Genomic DNA, 18,322 nt, shown 5'->3' with positions numbered 1-18,322 from the left:
ACTCTGACAAATCTAGTTCATATAGAATCCTAGGGATTCACTCAGTATGTTCTCTTTAATTAGTTCTTTCAAAAACACTTCCATCGCTGACTGTCCATTTAGTATCTTGCGTGGCTATCTGTTCATCCATTCCTGGATTTTATGGACGGTAGAAGCTGTTACAGTTGAAATGGGGATACCTTTAGGAATATGCCGGCGAATAAATCTGTGCTGATTTTCTTTCGTCCCTCTTTCCCAAGAGGCATAGGGGTGAGTAAAGTAGACTTCAGATAATCCTTTGAGACATTCAGAAAGATCGCTGAATTCAGGTCCGTTATCTGATGTAATGGACTTGAATATTTTAGGGAAAGCATCTCCTGTTTCCTTTATCAGATGACGTAGTGCATTGACTACATGGCAACTTTGTTTACCATCGATCTTTAAGATAAGTTCATAGCGACTTTTTCTCTCAACCATCGTGAGGAGAACCTGATCCTCCCCAGACTTCTGGCCGACAACGGTATCTATCTCCCAATGTCCGAAGGTCGTGCGTGTATCCACTGCATGAGGACGTAGTTCGATAGACTGACCCAGTACTTTTTTATTAATACGAGTAAAGCCTGTCGGCTTCTTATTCTTAAGCTTTAACTTCATCAGAAGATTGATATTACGCGTCTTTAACAGTTTTCTGTCAATCCAGTTATAGAGTGTCTTTATACAGGGTATGAATCTTTCTGGAAAAAGCTTAGCTTTCTTAGCAAGCATAATAACGGAAGCCGGAGACATTTCCTGATGTATCATCAGATGATCGGCCCATTCAACAAAGGGATTTCCTGTGATAGGAATAGGGCGACGTCCTGACTTGATACGATTTTCAAAGTATCTATCCTGAGCAAGATCAGGCGAATAGACGCACTTGTAGTAAGTGTAGATTTTATTATTCTGTACCTGCTGGCTCTTTTGTGTGTACATGCCGCGCTTTATCTCATTATTGATGGTCTGTGGCGCTCTACCGAGCTTTCCGGCTATTTGTCTGTTTGAATACCCTTCATTAATCAGCGTCTGTATGATGATTCGTTCATCTCTAGAAAGGTGTTTGCCCTTAACGGTTTTCGTGTTACCATTGATATGCGTCATACGAATTCATTCCTTTATTATCGGTGTGAGAACTACAATATTAACATGAATTCGTCATGGCGGATTTTTTTATAAACAATTAATGTATCTTCCACCTTAGGTGGCTAACTTGATTGTATAACTTGCCATACAAATAAAGTTGATAGCTTTTATAAAGATTTAAGAGAAGATAAGCAAGAAAGTAATAGCACGACAAATAAAAAAGGTGGCTTGTTGTCACGTTTCTTTAAGTGATATTAAAAAATTATTGAGTTAAAATAACATTCAAAAATATACTTGAATGTTACTGATGGATATGTTAAACTTCATTCAAATGAATTTTTGAATGAGGTGCTTTTATGTTTCAAACTATTATTACTGCTACTGTTTTATACACAGCAACTGCTGTAGACTTATTAGTTATTTTATTAATTTTCTTTGCTAGAGCTAGCACAAAGAAAGAATATAGAAACATCTATATTGGACAATATCTAGGTTCTATTATTTTAATATTAGTAAGTTTATTTTTAGCTTTCGTATTAAATTATGTTCCAGAGAAATGGATCTTAGGATTGCTAGGTATAATACCAATTTATTTCGGTGTTAAAGTAGCATTATATGACGATTGTGCTGGTGAAAAAAGAGCAAAAAAAGAATTGGATAAAAAAGGATTATCAAAATTAATAGGAACTGTGGCATTAGTGACTATCGCAAGTTGTGGTGCTGATAACATTGGATTGTTTGTTCCATATTTTGTTTCACTTAATATGTCAAATCTAATAGTTACACTTATTACATTTTTAGTGTTGATATTTGTATTAGTTTTTACAGCTCAAAAAATTGCTAATATACCTGGAATTGGTGGTACTATTGAGAAGTATAGTCGTTGGATAATGGCTGTTATTTATATAGGACTAGGAATGTTTATTATCATAGAAAATAAAACAATTCAAACAATTTTAGAATTTTTATTTTAGATAAGGGTGTTGAAATTAAATGAATAAATCTATTACTTGTGACATAGTATGTGTTCATGAAGATAAAGTGGACAAAGCGTTAGATTTTTTAAAAATTGAGAAGTCGCAAAGATTACTTAATATTTTTCAAAAAATATGCGATGAAAAAAAATTAAAAATTGTATTGTCTTTACTGAGTGAAAAAGAACTTTGTGTCTGTGATATTGCTATCATTCTAGATATGAGTGTGGCTTCTACATCTCATCATCTTAGATTATTGTATAAAAATGATGTTCTTGATTTTTATAAAAATGGGAAAATGGTATATTATTTTATCAAAGATGAAGAAATTAAGTTATTTTTTAGTAATAATTAAGCGGTCATATTTCTGTGACTGCTTTTTTTATTTGTCTGATAAAGTAACACAATGGTAATTATGTTACTTTGTCGAAAAATGAATTTATTATATGTGTATGATACAATTAATATAAACTTTAGTGGGGTGTTATGATGAAAATAGGAAATTATAAATTTGATTCATTTTGGCTTAGTATGACAATTGGTTTATTAGCAGTTTCGCTACTTTTTCCATACATTATTCTTTCAGCTATCATAACAACGATATTTGGACTAAAAAAGGTTAATCATTAAATTTCTTGTTACTTTATACAACACAATATGAAAGCGAAGACACATTTAAAAAAGATGGTATCATGTTTTTTCTTATTGAAACATTAGCACTGATCATTACTGGATTATTTATAAATAAAATTTTGCGTAAAGACAGTAAAAATAATTAGTTAAAGCAGTCATATTTCTGTGACTGCTTTTTTTATTTGTCTAATGTGTTTACTAAGGGTACGCTCTAATCATACAATGGATTAGAGCGTACTTTTCTATTTACTTATGTCTATTTTGAGTGTTTCTCTTAGTAATTTGATAATAATTAAGTTTTTAGTGATAAATCATAAGCATTCAAAATATATGTACCTCTACAATGCTTTTAGAGCAACACTTCTGTGTTATTAAACTATATATTTAAGTTAGTTAGATTTCAAAAGGAGTATAAAATGAAATTACTAAATAAAAATACCTCTGATTTTATGTCTACTTTTTTATTCTTTAATGCTTTCTAATATTAATAATGTAGAAGCAAGCTCAGAGAAATTTGTGGGTAGTACATGGAAATATAGAATTGATAGTGCATCATCTGCTAAAGCAAAACATGTACATTTTTACAAGAAAGTAAATGGAGCATGGAGTCATCAATTATGCTCATATAGTAACGGAGATGTTTGTGATAAAAGTAAAAACAAAATATCGGGATTTGCTGCTTTACCTACTAAAGTAAAAAAAGCAGCAATTGCTGATAAATCAACAGGAATGGGAAAATTATGTGCATGTGGATTTGATGGTGGCGGTGCAGGTCGAGGATTTATCGTGAAACCATTATTCGCTTAACCACCTTATTATCAAGGAGGAATTATCATATTGAGTAGTGATTTAGCAACCTTAACTAGAATTGTTAGAATGAAATCTTTTGAGCAATGGATAGTAGATATGCCGAATAAGAATGTAATTACTAAAATCTTTATATGGCGTCATTCTAACGAATTAAAGGTATTAACTGTTACAAGTTTATCAAAAGAAGAATTTATTTTGTTAGAGGAATTAATTACACAGATTGAATCTTTAGTATCAGATGTCCAATCAAATTTAGATATTTGCTACTTATATGAATTTTTAGATATTAAAGAATGTAATTTTTCTGGTTACTGGACTAAAGATGAAGATGGAAATGTTTATATAGAGCCTTATATGCAAATTGAACATGAAATCTTAAAAATAATACAGTCAGAACTTTCATGTAAATATAACTTTCAATTACCAGATTTATTAAATGTTAAAAATTATTGGGGTGATTAGCTTTTAACTTCCTTTTATTTACAAAAAATATTTAAGGAAGCATATTGTGTGACTGCCTTTATTTTCAATAAAGTAACACAATAGAAATTATGTTACATGACAAACCCCTTAAATACAGGGGTTTATTTTTATGGATGAAAATATGTAACATAATGATATAATTTAGTACATATTAAGTATCATATATAATATATTATATGTTGTATGCAGAGGAGGAAATGAGGATGAACAGTGTCGAACCCATCAGAGATGTACGGAAGATCCAGGAGATGAAGGAGGCGCTCGCCTACTACGGGCCGGAACGGGATGTCTTCCTGTTCAACCTGGGCATCAACTGCGGGCTTCGTGTCGGTGATCTATTAGGATTGAAGAAGAAGGACATCAAGGACTACAGCATCAGACTTCGGGAGCAGAAGACCCATAAACAGAAGAACATCCCCCTCTATCATTTAAAGGAGGATATCGACCGTTATATTCAGTTCCTGGAGGACGAGGACTATCTATTTAGGAGCAAGCACAAGGATCCGTCGGGACAGCCCCGGCCGATCAGCCGGGTGCAGGCCTACCGCATCCTCAATCATTCAGCAAAATCAATCGGTCTAAATGAAATAGGCACACATTCGATGCGTAAGTCTTTTGGTTACCACTACTACAAAAAGACAAAGGATATTGCGTTGTTGATGGAACTTTTCAATCATTCTTCTCAAACAGTGACGTTAAGATACATTGGGATTAGTCAAGATGTTTTAAATAATTCTATTAACTCAGTAATGAAGAATTTATATTCTAACTAAGATTAAAATATGAATTTTTTGTATGAAATACAAAAAAGTGAATAAATTTAATTTAATTTATTTACTTTTCTAAATATGGTATTTATAGTAAGATGTAAGCGTAAACAAATTGAGTAAAAAGGGGATATAAAATGAAAAAAATAACTAAAGTAGTTTTGTCCGCTGTTGTTTTAAGTAGTTCTTCTAGCGTTTTATTTGGTAATGGAAAATTAACATTTGCAAGTGAAAATACTGATGCAACTAAAGCACTTCCTATTACTAATAATTTGATAAAGACACCGATTAACCTAACTAATGAAGTAGATTCAGTAGTAATTAAAGAACCACAAAAAGTTGTACAAAATCCAGGATCGATGAATTGGAAGTATAAAAGTACTAGATATTATGACAACTTGGTAGATAGTAATTTAGTATATCATGGTACAAATATTTTAACTGGGATATTAGGTACATTTATAGCACCTGAAACTAAAGTTTATCAAATTGCAAGCTTTTTAGCTGGCTATACTTTTGGAGAAATTACAGGTGGATTAAAAAAAGATAAGAGATACTATTTTATTATTAAAACTTATACTGCAACAGATGGAACTAATAACTTATATGTAAGAACTGATGTAGATGCTTATACAGATAGCGCACATAAAAATTTAGCATATTCAACTTATAGTTATCATATATATTAAAATCTAATTTTCAATAAAAATTAGAAAATAAAACAACCTCTCATTTTAATTACTTAAACAGTAATTAAAATGAGAGGTTGTTTAATGTAGAAGAGACTAATTTTTTTCATCAGTTAAAACATATTGTTTCATAATAGAGTAATATAAAACAATTGCGACTCCAAAGATAATATTAATAAAAATAGATTTAACTGATAAGAAAGAAAAGATAGTGATCAATAAAATAGAAAATATATAATGAACACTTAAGTATTTAAAACAATCAATTTTAAAAATAAAGTAATCTTTATTTCGGATAATTATTGCAATAGACATAAAATTTATAAAGTAAAATAACACAGAAAAACGATTGAAATCAAGAGGTGATAAGAAAATAAAGATGATGTTTAACCATAACAAAATACCAGTAATAATTTTCATAAAGAACACCTTCCTTAATTTAAAGACTCTTTATAAATTATTATGATTCATTATATATGATAAGTAAATAAAGAGTTACTAAATATCTGATTATTTGGAAAAAATTAAATTGGTTTTAGATTTTATTTGCATATCTTTCATGCTTAACTGTATAATTAAGACAAATTAAAAAGACCGGCAGGAATGATAGGAGCTACCAACTCCAATCAAACCTCACTCTTACGTTACCTCAACTAACGTAATCATGATTTACCGATCAATCTAATTATATAATTTTTGAAGCGATTATATTACGCTTTATACACACATTATATAGAGGTATCGGTAAAACTTCAATAGACTTGGCTCAAATTGAGAAAAAAGTGGACAGAAGATATGGATTACAGAAGACAGGTAGCGTAAGCGGGCTACCTGTCTTTTTCTATGCCTCAATTCCATACGCAGTACATGTTTCGGGTGTCGTTCATGGATAAAAAAAGCGACGGTGGGCTGGAGCCATCAACCAACGAATTAATCCAGCATGTCTACGGGATTTGTCACTTTGACCGTAGGCATATGCGGTAGTTTGCATGATCCCACTCTTCTACCACTCGTAAGTTACTCAGGCGGTGACGAGCAGATATCAAAAAGACATTGGTCTGTCAACAGATTATTGAACAGTTTTTATAGAAGAATTCTTTGTACTCCTTTGGTGCCTGATAATCCAATGCTCCATGTGATCTAATATTGTTGTACCAATTAATATAATCAAACCATTCAATATTCAGTTGCTGCAGGGAGTTAAAATCATACTGCCTTATGAACTCTGTTTTCATCGCTTTGAATGTTGTTTCGGCAACAGCGCTATCGTAAGGGCACCCTTTCATGCTCAACGACCTTCTGATACCAAAGGTATCCAGTACTTCATCAATAAGCTGATTATCAAATTCTTTGCCTCTGTCTGTATGGAACATCTGAACATCTCTCAGATCATGCTGAATACTACTCAGTGCGCTTGAGACAAGTTGACTGTCTTTTCTTGGACCAGCGCTGTGACCTACGATTTCACGATTGAAGAGATCGATGAACAGACATATGTAATGCCATTTTCCAGTTACTTTCACATACGTCAAATCGCTGACCAGCACTTCCATAGGTATTTTTCTATTGAAGTCTCTGTCCAGTCCATTGGTGACCTTACGATTATTCACCTTAGTGGGATATGCCTTGTAGCTCAGAATCGTATAAGAGGATACTAGATTTTTCATTTTCATAATGCGGCCTATGCGTCTTCTGGAGGCCGTAAGGCCCTGTTTGCTTAACTCATTCTTGATTCTTCTAGTGCCATAACACTTACGGTTGGAGTTGAAGATTCGAACAATTTCATTACTGAGCTCACTGTCAGAATGTACCTTTCCTCCACCAGTCTGTCTATTCATTTCATAATAATAAGTGCTTCTAGAGATCTGCAGGACTTTGCACATTGCTGATACTGAATTTTTTTTGGCATTCTTTCGAATGACATCTATCTTCGTCCCATGATCAGCGCTGCTTGCTTTAAAATATCATTCTCCATCGTGAACTGCTGGTTTTCTTTACGTAGTTTTCTCAGTTCTCTTTCTTCATCTGACAGATTGTCAATATGATTGAAAGAACCGGTGGACTGATGATTCTTCACCCATTTGTCCAATGCCGAAGGCGTCAAGTCATATTCGCGTACAATCTCAGACTTTGACTTACCATTTTCAAACAGTCGGACCATCTGTAATTTAAATTCGGGAGTAAATGTTCTTCTAGTTCTTGCCATAAAAAAATCGTCTACTTTCTTTGATTTAACAATAACCTCCCTCATAGGAGTTGTCCAATCAAGTGTAGACGATTCAATTCAAAATTAGCGTAGGTATAGCGGGGGTGCAATGATGTGGGAGCAAAAATTAGTTAGAACAGACAGAGGGGTATTTGAAGTTTTTGAGGCGGGGAGTGGTGAGCCACTATGTGTCACTCATCTTTATAGTGAGTTTAACGAACGTGGATATTATTTTGCGGATATGTTTGTGGATTACTTCAAAGTTCATTTAATCAACCTCAAGGAAGCCGGAAACTCTCCTCAAATTAAGACTGATGAAGAATTGAGTATGAATGAGACAAGCATAGATTTAGAAGCCATTAGAAGGGCATTAGGATATAACGATTGGAGTTTTGCAGGACATTCCACAGGTGGAATGCTGGGATTAGTCTATGCTGCTCACTATCCCGGTTCATTAAAACGCTTGATGATTGGTGGTGCATCTGCAACGAATGATTATATGGAACACAAAGAAAGTATTTATAGCTATAAAAATCCTGTTAACGAGAGACTTCAAGAAATTTTTTCAATTCTAAATTCGGCTGAAGCTGCAACAGAAGAACGTAAACAAGCGAGCAGGGAATGGACAGAGATGTCATTATATGATCCTAGTAAATTTGATGAATATTTTTCTAAGCCAAGTAGTGGTAAAGTGGTCCAAAAGCGTCTAGATTATTATTCTTACAAAGAACTCTCGACCTATGATATTAGAAAAATTGTTTCAACTATTAAAACTCCTACAATAGTGTTTTGTGGGAAGTATGATTCACAATGTCCTTTTATTTATTCGGAAGAAATTCATGATCTAATTCCAAAATCTATCTTTTATATTTTTGAACAAAGTAATCATGTCCCTTATCTAGAAGAACAAGAAAAATTCTATGAGATGGTTAAGGATTTTAAAAATATAGTTTAATTTATCATTCATTTAAGGTAGTTAATTGTTGTAGTAGAGCTAACAAGTTAAAGTTACTATATCAAATAAAAAATGAATATTAATTTTACAAAACGTTGAAAGAACTTCAGTCTTTTATTAAGATATCAAGATATGGTTTTTATATAATCAATGAAATTTATATGTCTACTATTTGAATTCCATATAAGTTTTCACATCTTTATTATTGATAATGTAAGCACCTACTTTGGTTTGTCTATCTACAAGTCCATAGGTTGATAATAATAATTTAAAAGGTTAGAATGTTTTTAAGGAAATTTCAAGAATAGATTTACCAAAACCCATTTCTGGTAGGACAGAAATGGGTTTTTTAGTGGGCTTTGTCACCTACTTACTTTGTTTATCCTTACTATTTAGCCAGTAAGTAAAGTAACCAACTGTGCAACGAATGATGAATAGGAGAACTACTGTTGAGCGAAAGAATTCAGTCTTACAATTAAACATATGGTTTTAGGTGCTAGCTTCTGAATTGTTATTTTATCAAAGATGAGGTTCCAACTGTTCTTAATTTAAATTAGACTCAGCTTCCTTTTTCAATTTATAGAATTTGTAATAGCTGTTTGAAAAGAATAAAAAGAAGAACACCAATAAAATTGGAAATGAGATCCTCAGTAAAGCGAAAGGCAATTCAAACAGAAACGCTTTCCAGAACATATCTGCTGGCATCTCCCACAACCCGGGTGTTAAGAATAAACCGTTAAAATCAGGCGCGCACAAATAATAGTAGAATAGAAAAAGAATGGCCATCATACCAGTATAGTTCATCATTCTTTTACAGTATTGAACTTTAGAGAAACTATCAGAGTTTAGTACATCGTTTCCTGAACGGAGTCGCTGCCAGATATGAATGCCTGTCAATCTGCTGCCACTGACTAATACCCATCCCATATCTTCGTGAATAATCAAATATTCTTTGTAATCCTTCACTGAAAGATGATCTTGATAATCCAATCTAATCACATAATCCTCTTTTGTTTTCGCGAAGGTATATTTATCAAAAGCAGATTTTTTAGTCAGAAAATAACCTTGAGACAAAATATGGTTCAGCCATTCTTCCTGCTTCATAGGATCAAGAAACCATTTCGTAACCTTCATTATTAATCCTCCATTTCATACAGAGATAAAATATGATTTAATCGTTTTTTCTCATGTTCTAAAACTTCCAATCCTTCGTGAGTAATATGATAGATTTTACGTCTATCCATGATATCAACTTGTTTAATCCAGTGATGTTTTGATAAATTGTCCAGTGCTCCATAAAGAGTACCAGGGGCCAGTATCACGGTCATCTCACTCATCTCCTGAACTTCCTGCATAATAGCATAGCCGTGTTTCGGTGTACGTAACGCAAGTAATATATAGTGCATGGTTTCAGATAACGGTAAAAGTTTATGCTTCATAATTTCTCCTCATGCAGTTTGACTAGTCAGTTGAACTTAATATAAGGATAACAAATTTTAATACTAAGTTCAACTGAATAATGAAAAATTATAGTTTTTGATAATATTAATAACTGTTTATAATCAATTGTCCTATAAGGATAATTGATAGGATTATAATATGAGGTAAGTTAAAGAAGGTAAACACTATGATGAAATAGAACTTAAATATTAAGATACTGATGGAAGTGGAATAGTTGTAGAGAGTATAATTAAAGTAGAATCACATAACATTTTAGCAGTATTGTAAACAATCATTTGCATTACTTTTTAGGTAAAATAAAAAGCAGTCACAACGATGTGACCACTTTAGATTGTTATTTATTTTTTGATTTTATCAGCCGATATTACAATCAATAAAGCTGATTGATTGTATACTATCCATATTATTGTCTCTTTCTTATTAAATCCTTCATCAGTATGACCGCTGCGATGAGGATAATCAGTACAATCACTGGATTGAATGATTTAAGAAAGGCTCTCCCTGCAGTAAAATCCATCATAAAGAGACGGATGCAAAAAAGTATTGAGGAAGAGATAAGTGACGTATAGAAAATATAAATAAAATCAACTTTTTTTAGGATCATGTAAATGAGTATGACGACTGTTACGATAGTGACGATTCCAACTAAAACATCAGGTGTAATTTAGGTCAACCTCCTTTTTTAAGAGATTTACATAAATATTGTAACATAAAGTTTAGAAGCAACATAAGACAATCAATTTACTAATCTGATTCTTTATCATTACCAGTAAATGTTATGTTAAAATGAATTTAATAAGTGGAAGGGAGGAGATTTTATGTTGGAATGGTTGATGAGTTTAATAGGCGAAGGACTGATGCTCAGCTACATTGCTTATTATCTTATTTCTTTTTCTCCGTTGCTCGTAACCCTGCTTTACATTCTCTTTCATATTAAAGTCACGATTAATCTGATCTGCCGCTTCAAATTACCGACTGCTGTAATCATTGTTCACCAATGTATCGCTGCCTGGAGGTTTCCGATATTAAGGTGGCGCATTCGGTGTCTTGCGAAATTATCTGATGAGGAAGATCTATCTCCAGTATATTAATCAATTAATTAATATACTGGAGGAAAAAAATTGAACAAATTATTCAGCTTTATATTAGTGATAAGTGTATTTATATTAAGTGGGTGCGAACCCCGGGCGTTTCATCAGACTTTAGTTGAACCTTTTGTTGTATCAATCAAATTCTTTGCTGACTTTTTTGATGGCAGTTATGGGATAGGGATTATTCTCGTGACAATATGTGTAAGAATACTGATGATGCCTTTGATGTTCTATTCATTCAAGAAGCAGCGACGAGCACAGTTTCAGATGAAGAAATTCAAACCTGAGATTGATGCAATCAACAAAAGAATGAAAGAAGCGGCTACACCTGAAGAACGAAAGGTTTATACGCAGGAACTTCTAGTACTGCACAGAAAAAACGGTACAAGCCCGATCAACAGCGGCTGTTTGCCGGTCTTAATTCAGATGCCGATATTAACTGCCCTGTACTTCGCAATCTCGCATAACAACGAACTCTCAAGCCAGAGCTTTCTCTGGTTTAACTTAGGAACACCTGATATATTCATGGCACTGACAGCAGCCTTGTTATATTACATTCAAGTGAAGCTCTCGATGCAGTATATGTCGGAAGATACACCAGCGCAGATGAAGATGCTGCCGTATATTAGTCCATTAATGATACTAATTCCAGGTATAACGCTTCCTGCAGCTATGCCTCTATACTGGGCTGCCGGTGCATTTGTAGCGATGCTGCAGCAGTATTTGTCGAACCGCTACTTTGATTATGAAGAAGCGTCATAAAACTATATAATTAACTAAGTCAGAGCCGGTCTTTAAAGATCGGCTTTTTTAATTGTTATGTTTATAAGGTTTCTCGTTCTATTTTCTGTAAATTATTGATTAATTAAAATATCCAATATTATGTCAGAACCAGGTAAAAACAGTAATAACGAAGAAGTAATCATGAGTACAGAGCAGACAAGAGCGATGACTTTAACATTGATATTCTTTTTGTAATTCCAACCAAAAATCATCAATGAAACACCAAGTACAAGTAAAATAGCATAGTAGAAACCCATAAATTTTTTTCTCCTTTACAAGTAAATTTGTTACGATAATTTTAGCATTATTGTTATAAATTAGCTAACGATAAAGTGAAAAATTATTCTTCTTAAACCTATATTTCTTAAATACTTTATAATCGACGAATCGGTTTTAAAAAATTATTCAATGCTGACTACTGGTGCTAACTCATCTTTTAAAACAGTCAAATTGAAGAGATAAATGTTTTCAGCTATCATGAAGCATTCTATTAGCAGATTCACAATGAAGTAATGTAAGTCCGATAATAGTTTTGTGTCAATTTGCACTTGCTATTGTACAGCTCACAGTCGAATCGCTCATCGATATAGGACGTACTGCACTGGACGTTAACGGCAGCATGTTAAGTGGCACTATCACATCACGCATGCTCTTTACATTCAACAAAGAGATTTTCTGATATATAGATGCCGTCGTAGAACAGACAGAAGCATAGGGGTCGAGCAGGAAGAGAAATCGTCCTGTTTTTTTGTGCACATAAATTGCTCTAAATGAATATGTTCAGTGATATAATTTAATGATAATTATGAAGAAAAGAAAAAGAGGAGATTTAGAATTTTCATTTTAGTGCTTAGAACTATTATGCTTTTGATTGGTAATAATAGATAATATATTTAACCGGAAGCATAGTTATTATATTGGGGTAATGGAATAGAGGAGTGGGGAATTGTCAGCTATTATGAATGAAATCACTATCAATCCAGAAGGTATGACTCCATTTTTTCAAGTTCGTCCTGAAAAGAGAATGAGGTTTTCGTGGGATAAGCTAGATAAAAATGTAGTAATGGATTTAGTTCGCACTATATTTGGAGATACGCAAATCACGATGACCGTTCTGATAGGTTATTCTTATGGACTGTATTTTGTTAAAGAGAAAACGGGGATCGGAAAATTTTTTACCATCACTAACTGGAAAGAGGCATATATTGATTCAGAAGACCGTGAATTTCGATTTTTATTAGCTCAAATTGAAAGAATCAAGAAAGATGAACTTATCAACTATTGTATGAAGATAAAAAACAGCTATCCACAAGCATATATCACATTTAATAACGAGAGGTCATTTCTTTACGTCAGTACGGATGTGATGGATATTGTCAGTCAGGATAAGGATTTGATTTCAGATCTCAAAAAGAAATATCAAGGCATTGTCGATGTATATTGGGAAGCGTGAGCGAATATAAATTTAATATCCCCCGGATTTTATATTTTTTAAATGTGTTAGATAATAGATAGGTCATATCAAAAGATATTTTTATTTTTAACTCTAATCATCTGTGATTAGGGTTTTTATATTGTTTAAATATTATATTGGTCATAATGTTTAATGAGTATAATGGAATATATATTTTACATAATGTAATTTATATGTTACATTAGAGGTGTCTTAAGGAGGAATAAAATGAATAAAGTGAAAATTTTTAGAGTAGAGGCTAGCCTTACACAAATTGAACTAGCAGACAAAGTGAATGTCACTAGACAAACGATTAGTTTAATTGAAAAAGGTAAATATAATCCTTCTTTAAGACTATGTTTAGATATCTGCTATGTCCTTAATAAAACACTAGATCAAATATTTTGGGTTGAAGAAGGGGATGCATAAAATGCAAAAAATTAAAGATGAACGTTTAATTCTGAAAAATTTGCAGAATATAAGATTCGCTTTTGTTGTTCAGACTGTCGGTATATTGTTTCTACTAGGATATGACTTGATAATGAAAGGTTACGAAAAAATGATTGCAAATCCTTTGTGGTTTGTATTTATGACTGCGATGATCGTACTGATATTACTATCCATTAATATCAGCGTAGAATACGATCGAAGTAAAAGAAGTGCCAAACAAATCTTGAAGATTGGACTACTCATTTTATTAGCTGTATCAGGTATGATTGCATTACTTATCAGCATAACACCGGGTTATGATATATTGAACGGTTTAATGATGGGACTAGTACTATTTATTTGTGGATTACTAGTGCTGTCATATGTTTATCTAGTGAAAAAAGACACGGAAGAAGAATAGAAGACAAATAAACAAAATTTTGAGTTTTTTAAGGTGTTCTTCAATATTTAAGAAGGATGCCTTTTATTAAAAATAAATATTACAATTTCTACTTTTAATGTATTGATTTATAATTAAGTCATCGAGCAAAGTCAACATATCTTCACCTCCTTCCATTGAATGTTCGTCAATGGAAGTCAGGACGACATACAAATGATACTATGTGCGCATTTGGAGCTATCATTTTACAATCCATTTTTACTATCTTTATATTCATCCTTACTTGATTGTCCTCCTTTTATCTCCTATAATGAATAGGAAATGAATAACTAACCGATAAAAAGACGGGATTGATAGTTTATGTCCAGAGAGTGGTCGACTGTGGTGCAACGATCATCTTAAGCTGTGTTTCTTTTCATCTTTTTGGTTGCTTAATAAGAAGTTAAGCCGGATATGCCCGTTATGCATGAATGAAGTGTATGCTTAGGCATAAATTTGGGTGGTACCGCGGAAGTCTTTCGTCCCTTGTTGGATGTCAGGCTATTTTTTTATTTATTTTTAAGGAGGATTATGATGGAACTTAAAGAAAAGTTAAGTGCATTGCAGCAGGAAGCACTGGCAAAAGTGAATGACGCGAGCGATGCGCAGGGGCTGCAGCAGGTGAAGGTGGAGTATCTCGGCAAGAAAGGGATCATCACCGGCTTGATGAAAGAGATGAAGTCTCTGCCAAACGAAGAGAAGCCGATGTTCGGTCAGCTGGTCAATGAGGCGCGCCAGGCGGTTGAAGCGGCGATGACGACGAAGGATGCTGAACTGAAGGAGAAGGCGATCAATGACAAGCTGGCCAATGAGACGATTGATATTTCTCTGCCGGGCCGTCAGTTCAATGTCGGCAGTGCGCATCCTTTAACGAAGATTGTGGAGGAGCTTGAGGATTTATTTATCGGTCTCGGCTACGAGGTCGTTGAGGGCTATGAAGTGGAGACGGATTACTATAACTTTGAAGCGTTAAACTTACCAAAATCGCATCCGGCGCGTGATATGCAGGATAGTTTCTATATCACTGAGGAGCTCCTGATGCGTACACATACGTCTCCTGTGCAGGCACGGACGCTTGAAAGCCGCAAAGGTCAGGGTCCTGTTAAAATTATTTGCCCAGGTAAAGTTTATCGCCGTGATAGTGATGACGCGACGCATAGTCATCAGTTCACACAGATTGAGGGGCTGGTTGTTGATGAGAATATCAAGATGAGTGATCTGAAAGGGACACTTGAGCTGTTCGCGAAGAAGATGTTCGGTGCTGAACGCGAGATTCGTCTCCGTCCAAGTTTCTTCCCGTTTACAGAACCGTCTGTTGAAGTCGATATTTCCTGCTTCAAATGCGGCGGTGCCGGCTGTAATGTCTGCAAAGGTACCGGCTGGATTGAGATTCTCGGTGCCGGTATGGTCCATCCGAATGTGTTAGAGATGGCAGGCTTTGATTCAGAGAAGTATTCGGGCTTTGCCTTTGGGATGGGGCCGGACCGAATCGCGATGCTGAAATACGGGATTGAAGATATCCGTCACTTCTATACGGATGACCTCAGATTCCTTGAACAGTTCAAAGCAGTAGAAGATGGAGGTAGTGAACATGTTAGTCAGTAAAGAATGGCTGAATGAATTTGTCCGCGTGAATGTACCGGTTGAGGAACTGGCTGAGAAAATCACGAGAAGCGGCATTGAAGTAGAAGAGATCACCGATTACAGTCAGGATATCAAAAATCTGGTCGTCGGGCATGTGCTGACGAAAGAAAAACATCCAGATGCCGACAAGCTGAATGTTACGACTGTGGATGTCGGCGAAGAGACGCTGCAGATTGTCTGCGGTGCACCGAATGTCGAAGCGGGCCAGTATGTCATCGTCTGTAAGCCGGGCGGTCGTCTGCCAGGTGGGATCAAGATTAAGCGTGCGAAGCTGCGCGGTGTTGAATCTAATGGGATGATCTGTTCGTTAGGCGAGCTCGGTATTCCGAAGAATCTGGTGCCTGAACAGTATGAGACAGGAATCTTCAACTTCCCGGAAGAAGTGACACCGGGAACGGATGCGCTTGAAGCATTGTTCCTTGCGGATGGCGTGATGGAGTTCGGTCTGACTCCTAACCGTGCAGATGCGATGAGCATGCTGGGCTCTGCCTATGAAGTCAGCGCCTTATATGAAGAAGAAATCGAGTTCCCTGAAGCGGAATTAGAGGAGTCCGGGAATGCAGCAGATGCGTTTGCGATTAAAATAGATGATGCTGAGGCATCGCCTTATTATGCGGTGCGTGTCGTTCAGAATGTGGTCATCAAGCCTTCACCGACCTGGATGCAGATGCGTCTGATTAAAGCGGGTGTTCGTCCGATCAATAATGTCGTCGATGTCTCCAACTATGTCATGATGGAACTCGGTCAGCCGCTTCATATCTTTGATGCCGACAAAATCGGTTCTAGTGAAATTGTTGTCCGCTATGCCGAAGCAGGCGAGAAGATGACGACGCTTGACGATAAGGAACGCACGCTTACTGCTGACGATATTGTCGTGACAAACGGCAGCACACCGATCGCGCTTGCCGGTGTCATGGGCGGCGATTTCTCTGAAGTGACAGAGAATACGAAGAACGTCGTCATTGAGTCTGCACTCTTCAATCCGGTCAATGTCCGTAAGACGTCACGTCAGACCGGTCTTCGTTCAGAAGCATCCAGCCGTTTTGAAAAAGGTATCGCACCAGAACGCGTCAATATGGCGCTTAATCGTGCTGCATTCTTATTGCAGGAACATGCTGCGGGGAATGTGCTCGCTGGTATCGTATCAGCTGGTGAACTGCCTGACCTTGAAGTAACAATTCAGATTACGACGGATGAAGTGAACGGCCTGATCGGATTTGATCTATCGAATACGGAGATCAAGACGATCTTTGAACGTCTTGGCTTCAACAGCCAGGTGGATGGCGATTCATTTAATGTACATGTGCCGACTAGACGCGGAGATATTACGATCAAGGAAGATCTGATCGAAGAAGTGGCACGTATTTATGGTTACGATGAACTGCCGTCAACCTTACCGGTGATGAATGCCAGTAAGCGTGTCGGTCTGACAGCTTATCAGGCGAAACGTCGTGCTGTGAAGCATCTGCTTGAGGGACTGGGTCTGAATCAGGCGATTACGTACGCACTCGTATCAGAAGAAAAAGCACAGCAGTTCACGGACCAGTCACAGGAGACAGTCAAACTGATGATGCCGATGAGTGCAGATCATGCCGTCCTGCGCCAAAGTCTGCTTCCGCATTTAATTGATGCTGTGCAATATAACAATGCCCGCCAGCTGAAGGATGTCGCGTTATACGAGATCGGCAATGTCTTCCATGGTCGTGGTTCAGAACAGCCAGTTGAAATTGAGAACATTGCAGGAATCATTACCGGTCACTTCAGTGCAACTGAGTGGCAAGGTAAAGTGGAAGCTGCTGATTTCTATGTCGTGAAGGGCTTAGTTGAAGCGCTTGGTGATAAATTAAGTGTAGATTTCACATATGAACGTGCAGAAATGTCTCAGCTTCATCCAGGGCGAAGCGCACAAGTTTTATTGAACGGCGAAGTCGTCGGTGTTATCGGACAGCTTCATCCACTTGTGGAAGCAGCCCATGACTTAAAAGAGACGTATGTCTTCGAACTGAATTTACAGCGTCTGTTGGAAGAGACAAGTGCTGTGAAGTATCACATGATTCCGAAGTTCCCAGGTATCGAACGTGATATCGCACTTGAAGTAGAACGGACGCGTGAGACAGGCGAACTGATTGATATCATCATGAGTGCCGGCAACAAGTATCTGCAGCGTGCGATGGTCTTTGATGTCTACGAAGGTGAGCATATCGCTGAAGACAAAAAATCTGTAGCGATTCGTATGGAATTCCTGAATCCTGAAGAGACATTGAAGGATGCGGATATTCAGCCGATTGTCGATAAAGTACTTGAGAAATTAACAGCAGCTGGTGCTAAGTTAAGAGGATAAAAAGAAGAGACCTGAAGAGGTCTCTTCTTTTTATCTTAAAGTTTTCTCAAAAGTGTCTGAATAAAC

20 protein-coding genes are annotated in these 18,322 nt (G+C 35.7%); 15 read left to right on the top strand and 5 right to left on the bottom strand.

Features of this window, described 5'->3' with window-relative positions:
* Window positions 1-114 precede the first annotated feature (114 nt).
* On the bottom strand, window positions 115-1,116 hold the full coding sequence (locus AC3IPL_RS07030; RefSeq protein ID WP_489240135.1) for an IS30 family transposase: 1,002 nt from the start codon (window positions 1,114-1,116) through the stop codon (window positions 115-117).
* 338 nt (window positions 1,117-1,454) lie between these two features.
* Here AC3IPL_RS07030 and AC3IPL_RS07025 point away from each other — a divergent pair, with 338 nt between their 5' ends.
* From AC3IPL_RS07025 to AC3IPL_RS07000, 6 genes are all read left to right on the top strand, one after another.
* Entirely contained in the window at window positions 1,455-2,072 is a 618-nt protein-coding gene (locus tag AC3IPL_RS07025) for a CadD family cadmium resistance transporter (protein WP_133418527.1), read from the top strand.
* Between the two features lie 19 nt (window positions 2,073-2,091).
* Complete coding sequence (locus AC3IPL_RS07020; protein WP_133418528.1) at window positions 2,092-2,427, top strand: ArsR/SmtB family transcription factor; 336 nt, start codon at window positions 2,092-2,094, stop codon at window positions 2,425-2,427.
* A gap of 794 nt (window positions 2,428-3,221) precedes the next feature.
* On the top strand, window positions 3,222-3,512 hold the full coding sequence (locus tag AC3IPL_RS07015; RefSeq protein ID WP_489240132.1) for a hypothetical protein: 291 nt from the start codon (window positions 3,222-3,224) through the stop codon (window positions 3,510-3,512).
* A gap of 30 nt (window positions 3,513-3,542) precedes the next feature.
* Window positions 3,543-3,977, top strand: coding sequence for a hypothetical protein (locus tag AC3IPL_RS07010; RefSeq protein ID WP_489240130.1), 435 nt, complete (start codon window positions 3,543-3,545; stop codon window positions 3,975-3,977).
* Between the two features lie 224 nt (window positions 3,978-4,201).
* Window positions 4,202-4,771 (top strand): tyrosine-type recombinase/integrase, encoded by a 570-nt coding sequence (locus AC3IPL_RS07005; protein WP_489240129.1) that lies wholly within the window; start codon window positions 4,202-4,204, stop codon window positions 4,769-4,771.
* A gap of 131 nt (window positions 4,772-4,902) precedes the next feature.
* On the top strand, window positions 4,903-5,454 hold the full coding sequence (locus AC3IPL_RS07000) for a hypothetical protein (protein ID WP_489240128.1): 552 nt from the start codon (window positions 4,903-4,905) through the stop codon (window positions 5,452-5,454).
* A 1,061-nt stretch (window positions 5,455-6,515) separates the two neighbouring features.
* Here AC3IPL_RS07000 and AC3IPL_RS06995 read toward each other — a convergent pair.
* Window positions 6,516-7,660, bottom strand: a protein-coding gene (locus AC3IPL_RS06995; protein WP_489240126.1) for an IS3 family transposase whose coding sequence is annotated in 2 segments (ribosomal slippage) — window positions 6,516-7,414 and window positions 7,414-7,660 — 1,146 coding nt in all. Because the reading frame shifts where the segments join, the coding sequence is not laid out codon by codon here.
* Between the two features lie 109 nt (window positions 7,661-7,769).
* On the opposite strand from AC3IPL_RS06995, the gene AC3IPL_RS06990 reads away from it, so the two are divergent.
* The gene (locus tag AC3IPL_RS06990; protein WP_489240124.1) at window positions 7,770-8,615 is read left to right on the top strand and encodes an alpha/beta fold hydrolase; all 846 of its coding nucleotides are present in this window, start codon (window positions 7,770-7,772) and stop codon (window positions 8,613-8,615) included.
* Window positions 8,616-9,158: 543 nt separating this feature from the next.
* Here AC3IPL_RS06990 and AC3IPL_RS06985 read toward each other — a convergent pair.
* Window positions 9,159-9,749: a DUF2812 domain-containing protein gene (locus AC3IPL_RS06985; protein ID WP_489240122.1), complete on the bottom strand. Its 591-nt coding sequence runs from the start codon at window positions 9,747-9,749 to the stop codon at window positions 9,159-9,161.
* A 2-nt stretch (window positions 9,750-9,751) separates the two neighbouring features.
* Window positions 9,752-10,054: a PadR family transcriptional regulator gene (locus AC3IPL_RS06980; RefSeq protein WP_489240120.1), complete on the bottom strand. Its 303-nt coding sequence runs from the start codon at window positions 10,052-10,054 to the stop codon at window positions 9,752-9,754.
* An 840-nt stretch (window positions 10,055-10,894) separates the two neighbouring features.
* Here AC3IPL_RS06980 and AC3IPL_RS06975 point away from each other — a divergent pair.
* Window positions 10,895-11,167 (top strand): hypothetical protein, encoded by a 273-nt coding sequence (locus AC3IPL_RS06975; RefSeq protein ID WP_489240118.1) that lies wholly within the window; start codon window positions 10,895-10,897, stop codon window positions 11,165-11,167.
* Between the two features lie 30 nt (window positions 11,168-11,197).
* On the top strand, window positions 11,198-11,929 hold the full coding sequence (gene yidC, locus AC3IPL_RS06970; protein ID WP_489240116.1) for a membrane protein insertase YidC: 732 nt from the start codon (window positions 11,198-11,200) through the stop codon (window positions 11,927-11,929).
* Window positions 11,930-12,021: 92 nt separating this feature from the next.
* Here yidC and AC3IPL_RS06965 read toward each other — a convergent pair whose 3' ends face one another.
* On the bottom strand, window positions 12,022-12,207 hold the full coding sequence (locus AC3IPL_RS06965; RefSeq protein ID WP_489240115.1) for a hypothetical protein: 186 nt from the start codon (window positions 12,205-12,207) through the stop codon (window positions 12,022-12,024).
* Window positions 12,208-12,482: 275 nt separating this feature from the next.
* Here AC3IPL_RS06965 and AC3IPL_RS06960 point away from each other — a divergent pair, with 275 nt between their 5' ends.
* From AC3IPL_RS06960 to pheT, 6 genes are all read left to right on the top strand, one after another.
* Window positions 12,483-12,629, top strand: a complete 147-nt coding sequence (locus AC3IPL_RS06960; RefSeq protein WP_489240113.1) for a hypothetical protein — start codon at window positions 12,483-12,485, stop codon at window positions 12,627-12,629.
* Between the two features lie 267 nt (window positions 12,630-12,896).
* The gene (locus tag AC3IPL_RS06955) at window positions 12,897-13,403 is read left to right on the top strand and encodes a hypothetical protein (RefSeq protein WP_489240111.1); all 507 of its coding nucleotides are present in this window, start codon (window positions 12,897-12,899) and stop codon (window positions 13,401-13,403) included.
* 228 nt (window positions 13,404-13,631) lie between these two features.
* The gene (locus AC3IPL_RS06950) at window positions 13,632-13,832 is read left to right on the top strand and encodes a helix-turn-helix transcriptional regulator (protein WP_489240109.1); all 201 of its coding nucleotides are present in this window, start codon (window positions 13,632-13,634) and stop codon (window positions 13,830-13,832) included.
* Window position 13,833: 1 nt separating this feature from the next.
* Complete coding sequence (locus AC3IPL_RS06945; RefSeq protein ID WP_489240108.1) at window positions 13,834-14,253, top strand: hypothetical protein; 420 nt, start codon at window positions 13,834-13,836, stop codon at window positions 14,251-14,253.
* Window positions 14,254-14,805: 552 nt separating this feature from the next.
* Window positions 14,806-15,876, top strand: coding sequence for a phenylalanine--tRNA ligase subunit alpha (pheS, locus tag AC3IPL_RS06940; RefSeq protein ID WP_489242308.1), 1,071 nt, complete (start codon window positions 14,806-14,808; stop codon window positions 15,874-15,876).
* Entirely contained in the window at window positions 15,863-18,256 is a 2,394-nt protein-coding gene (gene pheT, locus AC3IPL_RS06935; protein ID WP_489240106.1) for a phenylalanine--tRNA ligase subunit beta, read from the top strand. The genes pheS and pheT overlap by 14 nt, the downstream gene beginning before the upstream one ends.
* Window positions 18,257-18,322 lie beyond the last annotated feature (66 nt).

The organism is Macrococcus sp. GL_134, from assembly GCF_057834705.1.
The sequence above is the reverse complement of the archived record's forward strand: the minus strand, read 5'-3'. Positions and strand labels throughout refer to the sequence as shown.

Bases quoted from the DNA above. Each gene is read 5' to 3' on its own strand.
- AC3IPL_RS07005 (WP_489240129.1), top strand. From the start codon at position 4,202: ATGAACAGTGTCGAACCCATCAGAGATGTACGGAAGATCCAGGAGATG.
- AC3IPL_RS06985 (WP_489240122.1), bottom strand. From the start codon at position 9,749: ATGAAGGTTACGAAATGGTTTCTTGATCCTATGAAGCAGGAAGAATGG.
- AC3IPL_RS07000 (WP_489240128.1), top strand. From the start codon at position 4,903: ATGAAAAAAATAACTAAAGTAGTTTTGTCCGCTGTTGTTTTAAGTAGT.
- AC3IPL_RS06990 (WP_489240124.1), top strand. From the start codon at position 7,770: ATGATGTGGGAGCAAAAATTAGTTAGAACAGACAGAGGGGTATTTGAA.
- pheT (WP_489240106.1), top strand. From the start codon at position 15,863: ATGTTAGTCAGTAAAGAATGGCTGAATGAATTTGTCCGCGTGAATGTA.
- AC3IPL_RS07030 (WP_489240135.1), bottom strand. From the start codon at position 1,116: ATGACGCATATCAATGGTAACACGAAAACCGTTAAGGGCAAACACCTT.
- AC3IPL_RS06945 (WP_489240108.1), top strand. From the start codon at position 13,834: ATGCAAAAAATTAAAGATGAACGTTTAATTCTGAAAAATTTGCAGAAT.
- AC3IPL_RS06975 (WP_489240118.1), top strand. From the start codon at position 10,895: ATGTTGGAATGGTTGATGAGTTTAATAGGCGAAGGACTGATGCTCAGC.
- AC3IPL_RS06980 (WP_489240120.1), bottom strand. From the start codon at position 10,054: ATGAAGCATAAACTTTTACCGTTATCTGAAACCATGCACTATATATTA.
- AC3IPL_RS07025 (WP_133418527.1), top strand. From the start codon at position 1,455: ATGTTTCAAACTATTATTACTGCTACTGTTTTATACACAGCAACTGCT.
- AC3IPL_RS06950 (WP_489240109.1), top strand. From the start codon at position 13,632: ATGAATAAAGTGAAAATTTTTAGAGTAGAGGCTAGCCTTACACAAATT.
- AC3IPL_RS07020 (WP_133418528.1), top strand. From the start codon at position 2,092: ATGAATAAATCTATTACTTGTGACATAGTATGTGTTCATGAAGATAAA.
- pheS (WP_489242308.1), top strand. From the start codon at position 14,806: ATGGAACTTAAAGAAAAGTTAAGTGCATTGCAGCAGGAAGCACTGGCA.
- AC3IPL_RS06965 (WP_489240115.1), bottom strand. From the start codon at position 12,207: ATGGGTTTCTACTATGCTATTTTACTTGTACTTGGTGTTTCATTGATG.